The 15,704-nt window shown below is 31.8% G+C and carries 16 protein-coding genes; 7 read left to right on the plus strand and 9 right to left on the minus strand.

The window, feature by feature from the left end:
* Positions 1–67 precede the first annotated feature (67 nt).
* From U0D62_RS16365 to U0D62_RS16375, 3 genes are all read left to right on the plus strand, one after another.
* The gene (locus tag U0D62_RS16365) at positions 68–580 is read left to right on the plus strand and encodes an RNA polymerase sigma factor (protein WP_322288384.1); all 513 of its coding nucleotides are present in this window, start codon (positions 68–70) and stop codon (positions 578–580) included.
* 90 nt (positions 581–670) lie between these two features.
* Positions 671–1,567 (plus strand): FecR family protein, encoded by an 897-nt coding sequence (locus tag U0D62_RS16370; RefSeq protein ID WP_322288385.1) that lies wholly within the window; start codon positions 671–673, stop codon positions 1,565–1,567.
* A gap of 102 nt (positions 1,568–1,669) precedes the next feature.
* Positions 1,670–4,240, plus strand: coding sequence for a carboxypeptidase-like regulatory domain-containing protein (locus tag U0D62_RS16375; RefSeq protein WP_322288386.1), 2,571 nt, complete (start codon positions 1,670–1,672; stop codon positions 4,238–4,240).
* Between the two features lie 87 nt (positions 4,241–4,327).
* Here the strand turns inward: U0D62_RS16375 and U0D62_RS16380 are convergent, their stop codons facing one another.
* A complete protein-coding gene (locus U0D62_RS16380; protein WP_322288387.1) occupies positions 4,328–5,200 on the minus strand; it encodes a DUF5694 domain-containing protein in 873 nt (290 codons plus the stop codon).
* A 207-nt stretch (positions 5,201–5,407) separates the two neighbouring features.
* On the opposite strand from U0D62_RS16380, the gene U0D62_RS16385 reads away from it, so the two are divergent.
* Entirely contained in the window at positions 5,408–6,454 is a 1,047-nt protein-coding gene (locus U0D62_RS16385) for a sensor histidine kinase (RefSeq protein WP_322288388.1), read from the plus strand.
* A gap of 1 nt (position 6,455) precedes the next feature.
* Complete coding sequence (locus tag U0D62_RS16390; RefSeq protein WP_322288389.1) at positions 6,456–7,163, plus strand: LytR/AlgR family response regulator transcription factor; 708 nt, start codon at positions 6,456–6,458, stop codon at positions 7,161–7,163.
* 280 nt (positions 7,164–7,443) lie between these two features.
* On the opposite strand, the gene U0D62_RS16395 is transcribed toward U0D62_RS16390, so the two are convergent.
* Together U0D62_RS16395 and U0D62_RS16400 are read right to left on the minus strand one after the other, a co-directional pair.
* Positions 7,444–8,265 (minus strand): alpha/beta fold hydrolase, encoded by an 822-nt coding sequence (locus tag U0D62_RS16395; RefSeq protein ID WP_322288390.1) that lies wholly within the window; start codon positions 8,263–8,265, stop codon positions 7,444–7,446.
* A 92-nt stretch (positions 8,266–8,357) separates the two neighbouring features.
* Positions 8,358–9,071 (minus strand): Crp/Fnr family transcriptional regulator, encoded by a 714-nt coding sequence (locus U0D62_RS16400; RefSeq protein WP_322288391.1) that lies wholly within the window; start codon positions 9,069–9,071, stop codon positions 8,358–8,360.
* A gap of 189 nt (positions 9,072–9,260) precedes the next feature.
* On the opposite strand from U0D62_RS16400, the gene U0D62_RS16405 reads away from it, so the two are divergent.
* Positions 9,261–10,058 (plus strand): AraC family transcriptional regulator, encoded by a 798-nt coding sequence (locus U0D62_RS16405; RefSeq protein ID WP_322288392.1) that lies wholly within the window; start codon positions 9,261–9,263, stop codon positions 10,056–10,058.
* Positions 10,059–10,133: 75 nt separating this feature from the next.
* On the plus strand, positions 10,134–11,120 hold the full coding sequence (locus tag U0D62_RS16410; protein ID WP_322288393.1) for a Gfo/Idh/MocA family protein: 987 nt from the start codon (positions 10,134–10,136) through the stop codon (positions 11,118–11,120).
* A gap of 68 nt (positions 11,121–11,188) precedes the next feature.
* Here the strand turns inward: U0D62_RS16410 and U0D62_RS16415 are convergent, their stop codons facing one another.
* The 6 genes from U0D62_RS16415 to U0D62_RS16440 form a co-directional block, all read right to left on the minus strand.
* Positions 11,189–11,728: a cupin domain-containing protein gene (locus tag U0D62_RS16415; protein WP_322288394.1), complete on the minus strand. Its 540-nt coding sequence runs from the start codon at positions 11,726–11,728 to the stop codon at positions 11,189–11,191.
* A 364-nt stretch (positions 11,729–12,092) separates the two neighbouring features.
* Positions 12,093–12,620, minus strand: a complete 528-nt coding sequence (locus U0D62_RS16420; RefSeq protein WP_322288395.1) for a hypothetical protein — start codon at positions 12,618–12,620, stop codon at positions 12,093–12,095.
* Between the two features lie 416 nt (positions 12,621–13,036).
* Positions 13,037–13,528: a hypothetical protein gene (locus tag U0D62_RS16425; protein WP_322288396.1), complete on the minus strand. Its 492-nt coding sequence runs from the start codon at positions 13,526–13,528 to the stop codon at positions 13,037–13,039.
* 44 nt (positions 13,529–13,572) lie between these two features.
* Positions 13,573–14,142, minus strand: coding sequence for an REP-associated tyrosine transposase (locus U0D62_RS16430; protein ID WP_322288397.1), 570 nt, complete (start codon positions 14,140–14,142; stop codon positions 13,573–13,575).
* 129 nt (positions 14,143–14,271) lie between these two features.
* Positions 14,272–14,580, minus strand: a complete 309-nt coding sequence (locus U0D62_RS16435) for a hypothetical protein (protein ID WP_322288398.1) — start codon at positions 14,578–14,580, stop codon at positions 14,272–14,274.
* A partial coding sequence (locus U0D62_RS16440) for an RHS repeat domain-containing protein (RefSeq protein WP_322288399.1) occupies positions 14,577–15,704 on the minus strand: 1,128 nt, incomplete at its 5' end. The genes U0D62_RS16440 and U0D62_RS16435, both read right to left, overlap by 4 nt.

Raw genomic sequence — 15,704 nt, forward strand, 5'->3', positions numbered from 1 at the left:
ATTTTTGGCTATATAACCAGCCAAAAAAAAAATACCCTACCCTGGATTGAAAAAAAAATTCTTGCCAATGGAAGAATCTTCAAAGTCTGTTTGTGAACAACCCGTGTTTAATGAGTTATTTCTAACTCACGCACAAACCATCAGAAATCATATCTATTACAAGTGTGGTGATGTAGATCAGGCAGAGGATGTTATGCAAGAAGCTTTCATAAGATTATGGAACAATTGTAAAAAGGTATTAATAGAAAAAGCCAAGGCTTTTTTATATAAAGTGGCCACTAATTTATTTCTTAATCAGGTTGCTCATCAAAAAGTGAGATTAGAATATTCTCGCTTGCCTCATCGAAATAAAAATGTAGAATCCCCAGATTTTATTTTAGAAGAAAAAGAATTTATGGATAAGCTCCAACGTGCAATTGCAGAATTATCTGAAGCACAACGAGAAGTTTTCCTATTAAATAGAATTGATAAAAAAACATATAACGAGATTGCAGAAATGTTAGGGATTTCTGTAAAGGCAGTAGAAAAAAGAATGCACAATGCACTCAAAAAACTACGCCAGCATATCAAAGGTATCTGATAAAAGATTATTTGATTTTTATATTTATTTGATAATCAAGGTAGGGTATTTTAAAACTCACCGGTTATAACTCTGATAAAAGCAGATATTATGCTTGAAAAAGACAATACATACTTAGCAAAATGGTTGAATGACGAACTTTCGGCAGAGGAGCTTAGTGAGTTAAAAGGTCTTCCGGAATATGAAGATTATAAAAAAATTCGCGAAGGACTTACATATTTTGATGCACCCACATTTGATGCTCAAAAATCTCTGGAAACCACAATTGGTAAATTAAACACTCAAAAAAAAGGAAGAGTAATTAATTTTAAACCTTTTATATATGCTATTTCGGCAGCCGCCTGCATATTATTAATAATGGGATTATTCTTTAATACGGTTACTTATTCTGCAGATCCCGGAAAACAACTTGTAGCGACATTACCAGATGGAAGCAGTGTCGAACTTAACGCTGCCTCTACCCTTTCACACCAACGTTTTTTCTGGTCCAAAGAGCGTACTGTTGATCTGGATGGTGAAGCTTTCTTTAAAGTTGCACCTGGTAAAACGTTTACAGTTAAAACCAACTTAGGAGATGTCAAAGTTTTGGGTACAGAGTTTAATGTAAAAGCAAGATCAGAAGAATTTAACGTAGCCTGTTATCACGGAAAAGTTCTGGTGTCTACAGACGCAGCAAAAACCACATTACAAAAAGGAGAAGCCGCGATATTAGAAGGTAAAAAATTGATTGAAAAAAATATTACAGGTTCTGAACCCTTATGGATGAATGGTGAAAGCTTGTTTGATCGTGTAGCATTGGGCAATGTCCTGGATGAAATCGAAAGACAATATGATGTTAATTTTATTAGAAACAGTATTGATCAAAATCGATTATTTACTGGTGGATTCATTCACACAGATCTTAAGATAGCATTAGAGTCAGTTTTAGAACCCATGGGAATTAGATATGTAGTTACTAATACAACAATTACATTATCGTCTCCATAAATAACAATTGATATCGTATTTCATATTCAGTTTTATACATCACATATGATTCTCAATAACTAACAAAACTATTATTTACTTTAGAAGAAAGCCCATTTGACTATGAAGAAAGTTTTTTTATTTATGTTTTTTGCAATCTGCACTGCACAGGCTCAGATTAGCACAAACTATAAAGAAACTCCATTGGAGCAAGTACTTAAAGAAATTTCAGAATCCTATAACCTCATTTTCTCCTTTAGTAATGCTACGGTACAGAATAAGATCATTACGCTTGCCACCAATAATGTAACTTTAGATGAAATATTGACATCTCTTAAGAACTTGACTAATCTTGAATTTAAAAAAATATCTGATCGGCAAATCATAGTTAAAGCCCCAGATAACAAAGTTGAAGTTTGCGGGTATCTTTTTGATAATACGACACAATCTTCACTTCCGTATGCATCAATTTTTATTGCTGATACCAGTATTGGAACCATCGCTAATGAAGATGGTTTTTTTCAATTAGGTCACTTGGATATCGGTACTACGGTTACCATACAATATGTGGGGTATAAAGAAAAAACAATGACTGTTGCTTCGTTTAAAGATTCTCGTTGTCCTAAAATTGGACTCACTGTAGAAAGTACAGCTTTAGAAGAAGTTCTTATTGTAGAATATATTACCAAAGGAATCGATAAAAGTATAGACGGTTCATTAGATATTACTAATGAACGACTAGGGATTTTACCAGGTCAAACCGATCCTGATGTTTTACAAAGTATACAGCTAGTACCAGGAATTAATAGCCTTGATGAAAGCGCAACCGGAATTCAGATTCGAGGAGGCTCTCCTGATCAGAATCTGATTCTTTGGGATGATATTAAAATGTATAATTCTGGACACTTTTTTGGGATGATTTCTGCCTTCAACCCTAATGTAATTAGTGACACCAAAATTTTTAAAGGAGGTGCTGATCCGCAATACGGAGATCGTGTCTCTGGTGTTATTGATATTTCTAGTGACAAAGAAGTGCCTGAAAAATTTAGTGGTGGTATCGGTATTAATGGTACACATAGTGATGTATTCATCAAAGCTCCTATTGGCAAAAAAGTGGGATTAGTGGTTTCTGGCAGAAGATCTTATGCAGATATCGTTGAAGAAACTCCAACTTATAATGCATATTTTGACAAAGTATTTCAGAATACTAAAATTGTTGAAGAACCTACCACCAATGGAGGTGGTGAAGGTGACGAAGATGAGGATGAAGATGAAATTGAAGAAGATATCAGAGAAAGTAATTTTTTCTTTTATGATACGAATATGAAGGTGATTATTAATCCTACTGAAAATGACAAAATTTTAATCAGTGGTCTTTATACCAATAATGATCTTAACTTTGAAATTATCAATGAAGAGGATATTCAGACCGATGATCTTGAGATCATGAATGCGGGTTCTAGCTTTGTATGGGAAGGCACAAAACTAAATCGTATTACCCATCAGTTAAAAGCATATTACTCTGAATTTGATTCTGATTATCAGTTTGTAGAGACGCAAAATACTATTATTGAAGAACAATCAATTCGTAAAAACACTGTTGAGGATATCGGAGTAGATTTTAGCATTTCCTATGAAATCAACAAGAAAAACATTGCACTATTAGGGTATCAGTTTTCTAATAACGAAGTATTTTATAATATTACTCGTGAGAGTGAATTTGAAAACCCTATCAATGAAGCTGACCTTGTAAAAAACAGCGCTAATACCTTATATGGCAATTATAAATTTTCACCAATACCTAAAAGCTTTATTAACTTGGGTGTACGAGTATCTCATTATTCTATTGTAGATCAATTTTATATAGAACCCAGATTAAATATTGAATATCCCGTTACTAAATATCTACGATTAAAAGCTACCGGAGAACACAGGTTTCAGCCAATGAGTCAGTTGGTAGAGTTTGAAGACACTCAATTACGAATAGAAAACAACCTATGGATTCATGCTAATGATGAAATCCCTCTCCTGGATAGTTATCAATATTCTGGAGGGTTTTTATTTTCTATGGATGGTTGGAATCTGGAAGTAGATGGATATTATAAAACAATCGATGGTCTTACATCACTAACCAATGGATTCAATAATATTAATACAGATTTATCTACTGGAGAGAGTGAAATTTTTGGTGTTGATGTATTATTGAAAAAACGATTTCATAATTTCAGAACCTGGATTGGGTATACGTATAATGATATACAATATACCTTTCCAGAAATACAGCAAGCTTCTTTTTCTGGTAATAATGATATTGCACATAACTTTAGGTTTTCCAACACTTACGAAACCGAAAATTGGGAGTTTTCATTAGGATGGACCTGGAGATCTGGCGCTCCTTTTACAGATGCGGATCTAGTAAATGACGAAATTGTATTTGGTACACCAAATGCAGAGCGATTAGAAGCTTATCACAGATTAGATGCTTCTCTGATCTATAGGTTTGATTTTAATAAAAATGGAAAATGGAGAGGTCAATTAGGAGCTTCTATACTTAATATCTATAATCGGATTATTCCTATTTCAATAAGTTATCAGGCTGATGACAATCCTACTACCGGAAATGTAGAGTTAGATATTCTAAGACAAGAATCTTTGGGAATCACCCCTAATCTTGTATTCAGAATGTATTTTTAATAAATTTTTCTATTTAAATAAAGCCCGACAACACATATAACTTGTGTCATCAGGCTTTACTTTCTTAACTGTTTGATTTTTGATTGACTACTTTTTTACATAATCCTTAAATTCTTTACGATCAAAATCAATTGAAGCATCTGCCAAAAAATTAAGAATCGGCAAATGTCCTGATCCTATTAATAAAAACACCTTGTCTTTTCCTGGTTGATTTATGTTTAGCAGGTTATGAAAGATTCTTAAATTTCGGTTATACCACCAGATTGCATTATCAGGTCCAAAATAATCATTGCCTTCTCCCATTTTAAAATTACCGATCAGATAATGACCGTGACTTGCCATCACCAGCTCAGTATCATTTTGAAGTAAGAAATAATCTAACAAAGACATTTTTGTCTTTAATTCATCTTCAATCTCATATAATTCATTGAATTTTTTATCAATCAACAGTTCTCTTTTAACCACTTGCATTCCTGCTTTTTGTGCAAAGTATTGCTCTTTCTTTTTATAATCTTCATCGCTTAAATCGCTTTTATAACCACGAGCTCCAGCATCTACAGCGTATACTTTTTTATGTCCTAACATTTTGGCTAACCTAAAACCTATTTGATATATTTCATTGGCACGCAATTCAAATCTTCCTGCCAGATATTCCTGATATAAAGAGTCAATACGTTTTTGATTGGTTTTTCTTGACTCTACGGCAATTTTTGTAGGACCAAACTTTTTAATCACCTCAAGGATTTCTTGTAGTTCTTTTTGTTTTTGTGCAGAGAAAATATCTATATCATGTTTCGGTTTATAATCATCTAGTCCTGGATTGTTAAAATGAAAAGTACCTAGCATCATTAGTTCAGAAGTTCCTACGGTAGCAAAATGTTTTTTGACATCTATAGTTTGTTGCCCATTAGTTGTTTGTATACATACTGTTAGTAGTAATAATAAAAGTATTTTTTTCATGATATTATGATTTATTGTTGTCACCAAAACTAGTACCGATCTGCATCAAACAATGTACATTTATATCAACTCCCTCATCTACTACATCAACACCATTTATGACAAGATCAATGGTTTGATATCACTTTTTTGGGGTGTTGATATAAGAAAATAGAGGGTTGATCCGCAGCTTTGATTTTTTTGAGAGAAATTAGATACTTTCGTGCTATGAAATTAAAACAAACCTGGAAATATCATCTGGTACTCACTATCATCATTGTTGTTTTAAATTATTATGCTGATTATGTTTATGGAGGAAGAACTCGATTTATAGAGAATTTTGAATTTCCCACTTCTCTTCTTAAAATCAGTTTCTTCATCACTTTTTTTAGTATCTACTTTATAAATTTCAATTGGGTATGTCCTAAATTATTATCGAGAAAGCGATTAGGTTACTTTATTATAGCCGTGATAGGATTGGTTTTTCTTTTTTCCGGAATACGATTTCTTCTTGAAGAAGTAATTGGTTATCAACTTACCGGTTCTCATAACTATGGTGAGAGTAAACGTGTTTTTGGTTATTATGTATTTGACAACCTGTATTATGCTTTAAGAGCTATTTTGTTTAGCACTTCTTTATATCTGTTATTGCAATATATTGAAAATAAAACCCAGATCCATAAACTAGAGATCGAGCATAAAAAAGCAGAACTCAACGTGCTTAAAACACAACTAGAGCCTCATTTTTTATTTAATACTTTAAATGTGTTTTACACAGAACTTGTGGATGCACAACCCAAAGTGGCCAAAAACATCCACAAGTTATCAGAAATGCTTCGATACGTTACTTACAAAGCTCAAAAGGATTTTATGCCATTAGATGAAGAGTTAGGATTTATTGATGATTATATTCATCTTAACCGTGAACGATTTGAAGATCAACTTTTCTTAAATTACCAGGTTGAAGGGCTTATTAAAGATCAAAAAATACCATCGTTGGTGCTCATTCATTTTGTAGAGAATATTTTTAAACATGGAGTATTGAACGACAAACAATACGAAGCTCAATTAAAGGTTGAAATTTTTGAAAACCACTTAGAGCTGCATACCAAAAATCGAATATCAAAGGTACGTAGCTATAGTTCTAGCGGTATCGGAAGAGAAAATCTCAAAAAGAGACTTTCTTTAATATATAAGGATACCTATACGCTAGATTATGGTTATAAAGATTCGTATTTTGAAGCACATCTAAAATTACCTTTTATAAACAATTAATATGAACTCTATACGATGCCTTATTGTTGATGATGAACCGCCTGCAATCCGGTTGTTGGAGAATTATATTAAAAAAGTTCCGTTTCTTACTATTGTAAAGGCAACTACAAGTCCTCTGGAAGCTCTTGCCATTCTCAATAAGGAAACCGTTGATCTTGTTTTTTTAGACATCCAGATGCCAGAACTCACAGGTCTGCAAATATCAAAGATTATAAAAGGTCAAACCAAAGTTATCTTTACTACTGCCTATCCACAGTTTGCTTTGGAGAGTTATGAATTACAAGCAGTAGATTATTTACTCAAGCCTTTTGAATTTGAGCGATTTTATGAAGCCATTTTAAAAATCAAAAAAGAAGAAAATTCTGAAAAAAAAGAAAGCCCTACCGAAGCCTATTTTTTTGTAAAAACTGATGGTAAAAATAACTTCGAAAAAGTATACGTTAACGAGGTTTGCTATATCGAAGGGCTTAAAAATTATGTAGCTATTCATCTAAAAGATCAACAGATCATCACCTATAATACCTTAAAAAACATTGAAGCGTATTTGTCAAATACTGATTTTGTAAAAATCCATAAATCTTACATTGTTTCCTTAAGGCAAATTGACAAAACGGATTCCTTATCAGTATATATAAACGGCAATGTTATTCCTATTGGAGATACGTACCGACAAGGATTTTTTGAAAAGATCAACCAGAAGAAGATTTAGATTACTTGAAGTTACTGACTCAGACTCATTCTACCAAAGATCTTGTGATCAAGTGCTTTTTTGGAAATGTAATTAAGAAAAGGTAAATCAATATCCAATAGAAATAACTATTCTAAAAACATCTCGATACAATTTTATCAATCACTATCATTAATGATAAAAACCACTCGATGAGACGTTAATGAATATATCAATTGTTTAAATTGATTTTAGCAAGTCATAAAACAGCGATTTGAATAAGAATTCAAATCGCTGTTGTTTTATTATCTTTTATCTCTTTCTATTTAGATCCAATTTCCAATAGTATACTGGCTACTTTATCAGGTTGTGAAAAATTAGGGGTATGACTAGAATGTATGCTATACGCTTTTTTAACTTTTCCGTCATACATTGCTCTTTGTACCTCAATAGGAATCGCTCTATCTTCAGTACATTCTATATAGTATTTGGGCGTTCTTCCGAAGTTTTCTGAAGTAATCTCTAACTCATACATTAATGGAGCTGCAGGCTCTTGAACAATATAAGGTTTTGCTGCGTCAAAATTCTCTTTTGGAATATCATGGGCAAAAGCACTTTGTAGTTCTTCTTCTTTTATCAATGCATAGGTTTTATTATCTGACAGATAAAAATTCTCAACAACTTTTGATCCTTCTACCGTTTGTGCAGCACTAATAAAAGATCCTCCATTGGGTACTAAAAATGCAGCGAGGTATACCAGACTTTTCACCTTTTCTGGTCGTAACTCGGCAACTCTGCTAATGGTGATCCCGTTAAAGCTATGTCCTACTAATACTACTGATTGTTGCTGATTATCTAAAATATCTGTAATGGTTTTGACATAATCATTCATTGTTATATCTACTGGAGGCGTTTTATCATTTCCGTGTCCAGGAAGATCTGGTGTGATAACAGTATGTCCTTGTTCTTCTAATTTTGCCGTTACCTCACTCCATTGCCAGGCTCCTAACCAGGCAGAATGCACTAATACATACGTTTGTTTTTCTGTACTCATAATTTTACTTTTTTTCAGGTTGTTTTGCGAATTACAAAAAGGCACTATTCCTAATAAGAAAAGAGCTGCCAGTTTTAATCTTTGTTTCATATGATTATTCGTTTTCTTATGAGACAAATGTATATCTGGCAATAGGTGAAAATTTGTACCTTTTGGTACAAGTGCAGAAAAAAGAGGTGTTTTTATAGTGATATAACCTCGATCTCTTTAAACCGAAGTTCGACTTTTTGTTCTAATTCGAATTGTTTTAGAATCTTGGAGATTACTTCGCGAGTGGTACCAATCTCTTTGGCTAATTGGTTATGAGATAGTTTAATAATTGGAGATCGATTTTTTACGGTTTGAGATCTTAAGTATTCTTTTAAACGTTCATCGATTTTTTTGAACGCTAAATTTTTATAAGAATGTAATAGATCATCATAACTATCCATAAATGAATTTGTAGTAAAGCGATGCCAGGATTTAAAAGAAAATCCCCATTCTGAAGCAAATCTAACCGGGATTTTAATGATGGTCGTTTCGGTTTCAGTTTTAGCATATACGATACTCAGACAATCTTTAAACGTAGCAGAAAGTGACAACACACAGGTTTGAACCGGGTTTACATAGTACAATAGTATTTGTCGATCTTCTTGTTCCTGCCAAACTCTTACTTTTCCGTCGATCACTATGACAAGCCATTTTATGTATTTATCTTGTTCTACGATAAAAGTATCTTTAGAAACTGTATCTACGACTCCAACTTTTAGAATTTCGCGTTTAAGATCTTCTTCTGTGATTTGTAAAGCGGTAAAAAGTTTTTCGAATTCTTGCATTTTCCTGAGTAAGCTACAACTGGATACAAATATACTTTTAAAACTTATTGTGTATTTAGCTAATTCAATATACTTTTTCAAAACGCACAAAGTATACCCCACACTTATTATAGAATTTATATTTCCTACTCTTTTGAGCGCTATAAGAAATACTCTTTTTGTAAAACTTACTTTATTCTATTTGATGAAAAGAGATTTTATATCCATAATGACTCTTATTCTTTATATAAATCATTAATATTGGTAATACAATCTAAATAACATACCGAGTTGCTAACGATACATGAACATAAACCTAAATTGTTTTCTGATTTAATCGAGCGAATATGGATTGCAGAAAATAATGAGCAACCCATCAAAATAGTAACTCCTCCTAATCAATATGTTAATTTGATAATTCCTATAGGTAATTCTATCTATAAACGAAATCAAGTTTGGATTCATTCACCTTGTATTGAAGGAGTTTCTTCCACCAACACTATGTTAACCTATCCTGCAGGCACCAAACTAATCGGAATTCGGTTTTTTGCTTTTGGTTTATTTCCTTTTCTGCAAATCGAAGGAAAAAACATAATCAACACCTCATTCGAATTCACAAAAGCAAACGAAGCTTTTCGATATTCAAACACCGATTCAAATATAGATTTGATTCATAAAACCTATGAATTATTAAACACTCTATTTTCTGAAAAATCTTATAAAAGTATTTATCAAATTAGAGATTTTTATAACGAGTTTAGATGGAATGACAATGTTTGTTCTATTGAAGCATATTGCAAAACCATAAAAACCAATTATTCGACTCTTAACCGTAATTTCACCAGAATAATTGGTATTTCTCCTAAAAAGTTTGAACGTCTTATAAAATTTAGAAAATCACTTTGCAGTTTAATTTTCACCAGTGGTAATTTAACCTCAGTAGCTTTAGAATCGGGATATTTTGATCAAGCACATTTTATTCGAGAATTTAAAAAATTCATAAATCACACGCCGTCAGATTATCAGTCATTAATAAAACAGGGAATTAATAAAAGTGAAGTAATTAATTATAACTTCCAGTTATTATAATCTGATTAAAATATACAATTTATTAGTTTTTATGGTGTCTAGTTTTGTTCTCAATATTAATTGAGCATAAACAAGATGACAAAAATTAAAGTAGGGATTATAGGTTACGGCAACTGGGTTAAAAACTCGTATATACCAGCGATAACCTATGACGGCAGAGCAGATATTATAGCTATTTCAGCAAAAAGCGATGCTACTATCAAAACTATTAAAAATCAATTTGGAGATTCGGTAACAGTATATAATGACTACAGAGATTTATTACACTCTGATCATATAGATGCGGTTATGATAGCAGTTCCTGATGCCATGCACGGAGAAATAATAATAGCAGCTATACAATCTGGTTTACCATTTTTTTATGAACCTCCTATAGGACATACCAGAACTTTGATAAACCAGGTTTTGGAAAAATTACAAACAGCACCCCAAATCACACATGCCGATTTAGAGTTAGGACTTATACCTGCCATTTCTAAAGCAGCAACACTGATAAAAACAAAGCAAATAGGCAATATTCAATCTGTTTGTATATCACTCCGATCTAACTGGGGAACAGCACCAGATCAAGATACCAATGTTATTAATCGCTTATCTCTTTGGTATATTCATGTACTTAATATTTTATTAGATGCGTACCCTAATCGTGTATTGCTTTTGGACGGTCATGGTCTTAACGGAAGAAGACAAAGACAAAGTAGTTGTATTCTGGATTATGATGGTGTTTGGGGTCAATTAAAAGTAAATATAGATAGTGTAGATACATTGGATATAAAAGTAGAAGCAACTGGTGATAAGGGAGAAATATTAATCGATATTCTGACTGGAGAATTAACGACAAGGTTAAAAAACAGTGGGCAAACAAAATTTTATCCTTCAAAACAACCCTATGCAGATTGGCCGGGAATGCGAGAATCTGTTTCTTATTTTTTTGATGCTATTGAAAATGATACTTCTAGTTTTGCTAATGCAAATTTGGTCAAAGAACTGCAAGCTATTGGTATGGCAACAGAAGAATCAAAAGATACAGGAACCTGGGCCAAAGTTATATATACAAGATAGTTGCTATAGAAATATTATTATGATTATGTATAAGCTTTAAAAAACAAGAGCGTTTACAATCATTCAAATTAATTCTTGATAAATGTTACACCATAACTATGTGCTAAGGAGTCTACTTTTTGTTTTGTCAAGGTTTTGTCTTTAGAAACTTTGGCAACATCATTAAAGAAATTCTCAAATCCTCCAGGAGTGATAGTATTCATAGTAATGCCAGTAACAGTATCTATATTCACAAAATTATGAGGTATTCCTCTTGGCAAACGAATGAAATCTCCTTTTTTGGCACTAATTTTTTTATCGCCACAATTAAAAATAAAATTGCCTTTTAGAATATAAAAGAGTTCATCTTCATGGGTATGTGTATGCATTGGCGGACCTCCTTTTGCAGGAGTTTCTGTTACAATAACCGAATACTCATCATTTGATTGATCACTTAGGATTTTACCGGTGATCTGTACCCCAAAGACATTCCACTTTTTACCTTCATCTGATGAAACATGGATCGGAACCTCTGTATTTTCTTTTGGAAGATTTGATACTTCTTTACTCTTTTTACAACTGAAACCTATTAAAGTAATAAAACAAAAGAATACAATTTTGCGCGTCATAATGTGTGAATATTTTTAGTTGGTTAAAACAATGCTGTTATTGTTCTTCAAAAGAATGTTTTAATTGCGAGAATTCAAAGTGTAAATGAAATTATAACTGGTATGATACTATCTAAAGTATTGAGACTAATAAAGTAGATTTTCTTGTCTTTCATTAATAGTTCCTACTCATTACAGCAAAATACAAAAAAGACTGCCTTTTAAGACAGTCTCTTTATAATCTTTATAGTTAGTATACTCTTGGCCGCCACTAGCCAAGAGGCTAGCGGTAGCGGGGACGAGCTGGGGTTTTATCATTTTATAAATCTGATAATCAATATCCATTTTATGCCCTTTTTCAAAAGCACCAGTTTACTACATTACCCTACCGACCACTTCCTAGTATATATATCAACTTATATCTGGCTTTTGTTTCACTCTTAATATTAGCATCCTTTTTAATTAATTTGAAATCAGAAGAGGCAATTCTATATGAAATACTTTTTCTATACTCTCTTAAATCTTTAATAAAATCAATGCTTCCAAATGACAACCTTTCAGCTTTAACTTTGCTAAGTGACTTATTAATAGAATCGTATTCTAAAATCCCATAGCTTCCATCGTAAATATTAAATATTGAATCATTAAATTTTCCTGTTAAATGTAGGCTAACTATTTTCCCACTAGTAATATAATCTCCAAAGATATCACATAATTTAGGCTGAACTAAAACATAGGAATTATTGTCTATTAAAAGATTTAATTCTTCTTGGCTTTGACAGTTAACATCCAGTTGTAATACAATTATCTTGTCGTTCAAAACTTCTCCAGAATTAAAATCTTTTCCTTTTGAACTCTTACAGGCAGAGAGTATTAAAATTATTAAAAAAACAAGTGCGAATATTTGTTTCATAACTTATAATTTAAGTATAGTTGGTGCGTTTTTATCAAATATAAAAGTTCCATATTGTGAACCTTTATCTTGGGTAGTTTTTTGTCATTTTTTCAAACTTTCAAAATTTACGTTAGCCCCTGCTACCGCTAGCCTCTTGGATAGTAGTAGCGGGGAGTTTAATGAAATATTTAATAATATAAAAAACATCTAATAGTCCTAGCAGGATAAGGAATATTCCTTCTTCTTTACCAATACAAGAAGGACAATAACTACTCCCGATACAAGGCTGACATTGAGGTGTTAAAACGTATGCTATAAAAAGTCCAACTATGTTAATTATTATAAATATGAATATTCTTTTTTTCATAATCTATAGATCTGTATTAATTCCCTAGATAGAGTAAGTTTGTAATTCCTTGGTTTAATAAGGGAAATTATTCATTTTCATTCTGATCAATCTGAGAGTTAGTTTGTTCGTCATATCTCTGAAAACGTTTGCTAAGTACAATAGTATTATGGACTATATCTGCAGGATATAAAGAATCTATTTCATAAAAAAAATCTTTCCCGTTTATAAAAAAATACCTAAATACACGTGTGTTTCCAACTGCTATATCTGAATTTTTGAAAAAATACTCTCTATCACTTTTTAAAAATTCAGTATATTTCATTTCATATTTAGCATCGTTATAGATACTATATAATGATCTTGTAGTTGCTAAAACATAATTACTATTTTCTAATTCACATTCTAAAACAGGTAATTCCGTATTTTTTAATTTAAATCTGTTATTAATTTTTAAAGTGCTTACGTCTTTAAAGATTCTTGTATGTAAAATTTCATTATTCGTTTTGAGATTGTCCAAATCTCCATAAACTTCTTTGAGTTTTTCCAGAATTAATCGATGTTTATTTAAATCATCCATAACAATTTCCTTTTCTACCGCTAGCCTCCTGGCTAGTGGCGTTCTTACTTTACCAATCCTAATAAATACCCGTCACTATCAATTTCTAATACGGTATGATCATCTTGATAATTTCTGGCACTACTATATTTCCAGTCTATGGGATCAGTTACAAATCCAGCCTCTACAGGATTGTTATGGATATAGTTTATCTTTTGTTCGATGACCTTATCTGTCCAAAGCTCAATAGGTTTATTGTGTTGTTGCCAGAACTGTCTTTTTGTTATTGTAGGATTCTTTTTTCCTGCTTTTTCAAACATCCAAAGCAACCATTCTTTTCTACTCTCTTGTGGATTTTCTTCTATTGCCTGTATTAATTTTTTAGAAGTATAACTTTTAAAATCCCGTAGTAAACCAGAAGGATTATTGTTTGTAGAACGGAAAACTAAATGTACGTGACTTGGCATAAAACAATAGGCATAAATTTCCATTCCTTTATTTCTTCTACAATAATCTATATTTTCTGCCAAAATAGATAAATATAATTCTCTAGTAAACACATCTATCCAATATATCGTAGCAAAAGACACAAAATATAAACCCGATTTATTATGAAATTTATAATTTCTGCTCATTATAGCAAAATACAAAAAGCTACTATAGAAATATAGTAGCTTTTATAATCTTTATTATTGTATTGCTTACTCTTGCTGGCCACTAGCCAAGAGGCTAGCGGTAGCGGGGGGCTTTGCACAGCGGATTTATTACCAATCATTTATCTCAATATACAAAACCACTTTTGAGTCACAATATATCTTCACTCCATTAGAATTAAACCAATCCGTAGCTCTGTAATATTTTATATAGATAGTATCTTCTGTTACATTTTTCATGTATGGAAAAGTCTTTTTTGAAGTAGAAAAAAATTGATCTGGTTTCCCAAAAATACTTTCTACTTTCTTAATAGAATCTCCAACTTTAATTTTTTCAATATTTTTTTCTCTTTCTGTATCGGAGCAAGAAAAATTAATGCCAGAAAATAATATTAGTAAGTATAATAAAAGTCGTTTCATCTATTCTTTAAAAATCTATTTAATTCGTTAACAAAACCGTTATTCATACTATAAATTAAATATGATGCTTTATCTTTAGGATTGTCAAATTGTAGTGCTTTATTAGTAATATTTTCATAAAATTGCCTTCCCAATCTATTAGAGAAAAAATCCTGAAAATGAAAAGCACTTCCTATTTCTCCTTTTAAACCTTGAACTATTTCTGTCGCTAACCCTACATCTTCTCCTAGTAATCCAATCACTAAGAAATGTCTCATATCAATAACACGATTACTATTTTGAGGATCTATTAAATATCGATAATAAGGTCCTCCCGAAGTTGCATTACTGTCGGAATCAAAAGTTCCTGCTAGTTGATCTCTTATTTGACTTAAAGTATACCCTTTATATATTTCAGAAAATTCTTCTAAAGTAATTGCTATCTCCATATTAGCACCCAGATCGAGTTTACTATTTCGATTCTTTTTATTATTTCCTGTAACCACATCTGTAAGGTTAGAGTCATCAACTATTGGCAAAGGTGCCATATTATGAGGGTTTCCTTTTTTCTTTCCTTTGTTACCACAACAATTTTCCTCGTCATCATTCCCATCATTGTTGTTGTTTGATTGATAAACCGTAATGTAATCATTAGAATTTATACTATGCCAATTACCACTTAAATCTTGAATTCTCATTTCACCATCAGCACCAGAAGGATCTGCCCAAAATATTGGATTATTATCAAAAGCATTATATGGAGAAAAATCAAAATGTATCACGGGATCTATAATGGTCCAGCGTGCAATTGCAGGGTCATACTGTCTAACATCCATCTCTAAGATATTCAATCCTAACTCATTTTCTTCTTCAACACCGTTATATCCATAATTATGCTCTCTACCAGTAATAGTATTATTGTATCCTTTATGTTCGAGTCCAAAAGGATAATAATTCTTTTCCTCCCTGATCTCCATGGCATTATCACCATCTCCATCAATATCTTGGTTATTTCTAAGAATGTCGATCTTTCCATCATTGTCGTTATCTGCATAGGAGAGTCTGATGTTTCCTAAATGATCTTTGTATTGATAAATATATTTATAGTTGTTACCATCTGGTTCTATATATCCTTCTGGATGGTT

The organism is Aquimarina callyspongiae (assembly GCF_034322225.1).
In the GTDB taxonomy this organism is placed as follows: domain Bacteria; phylum Bacteroidota; class Bacteroidia; order Flavobacteriales; family Flavobacteriaceae; genus Aquimarina.

What these genes read in the sequence shown, in the direction of transcription:
- U0D62_RS16380 (WP_322288387.1), bottom strand. Translation starts at nt 5,200, where the DNA reads ATGAAAAAAATACTTTTATTATTACTACTAACAGTATGTATACAAACA.
- U0D62_RS16390 (WP_322288389.1), top strand. Translation starts at nt 6,456, where the DNA reads ATGAACTCTATACGATGCCTTATTGTTGATGATGAACCGCCTGCAATC.
- U0D62_RS16370 (WP_322288385.1), top strand. Translation starts at nt 671, where the DNA reads ATGCTTGAAAAAGACAATACATACTTAGCAAAATGGTTGAATGACGAA.
- U0D62_RS16410 (WP_322288393.1), top strand. Translation starts at nt 10,134, where the DNA reads ATGACAAAAATTAAAGTAGGGATTATAGGTTACGGCAACTGGGTTAAA.
- U0D62_RS16395 (WP_322288390.1), bottom strand. Translation starts at nt 8,265, where the DNA reads ATGAAACAAAGATTAAAACTGGCAGCTCTTTTCTTATTAGGAATAGTG.
- U0D62_RS16415 (WP_322288394.1), bottom strand. Translation starts at nt 11,728, where the DNA reads ATGACGCGCAAAATTGTATTCTTTTGTTTTATTACTTTAATAGGTTTC.
- U0D62_RS16365 (WP_322288384.1), top strand. Translation starts at nt 68, where the DNA reads ATGGAAGAATCTTCAAAGTCTGTTTGTGAACAACCCGTGTTTAATGAG.
- U0D62_RS16375 (WP_322288386.1), top strand. Translation starts at nt 1,670, where the DNA reads ATGAAGAAAGTTTTTTTATTTATGTTTTTTGCAATCTGCACTGCACAG.
- U0D62_RS16385 (WP_322288388.1), top strand. Translation starts at nt 5,408, where the DNA reads ATGAAATTAAAACAAACCTGGAAATATCATCTGGTACTCACTATCATC.
- U0D62_RS16425 (WP_322288396.1), bottom strand. Translation starts at nt 13,528, where the DNA reads ATGGATGATTTAAATAAACATCGATTAATTCTGGAAAAACTCAAAGAA.
- U0D62_RS16435 (WP_322288398.1), bottom strand. Translation starts at nt 14,580, where the DNA reads ATGAAACGACTTTTATTATACTTACTAATATTATTTTCTGGCATTAAT.
- U0D62_RS16430 (WP_322288397.1), bottom strand. Translation starts at nt 14,142, where the DNA reads ATGAGCAGAAATTATAAATTTCATAATAAATCGGGTTTATATTTTGTG.
- U0D62_RS16420 (WP_322288395.1), bottom strand. Translation starts at nt 12,620, where the DNA reads ATGAAACAAATATTCGCACTTGTTTTTTTAATAATTTTAATACTCTCT.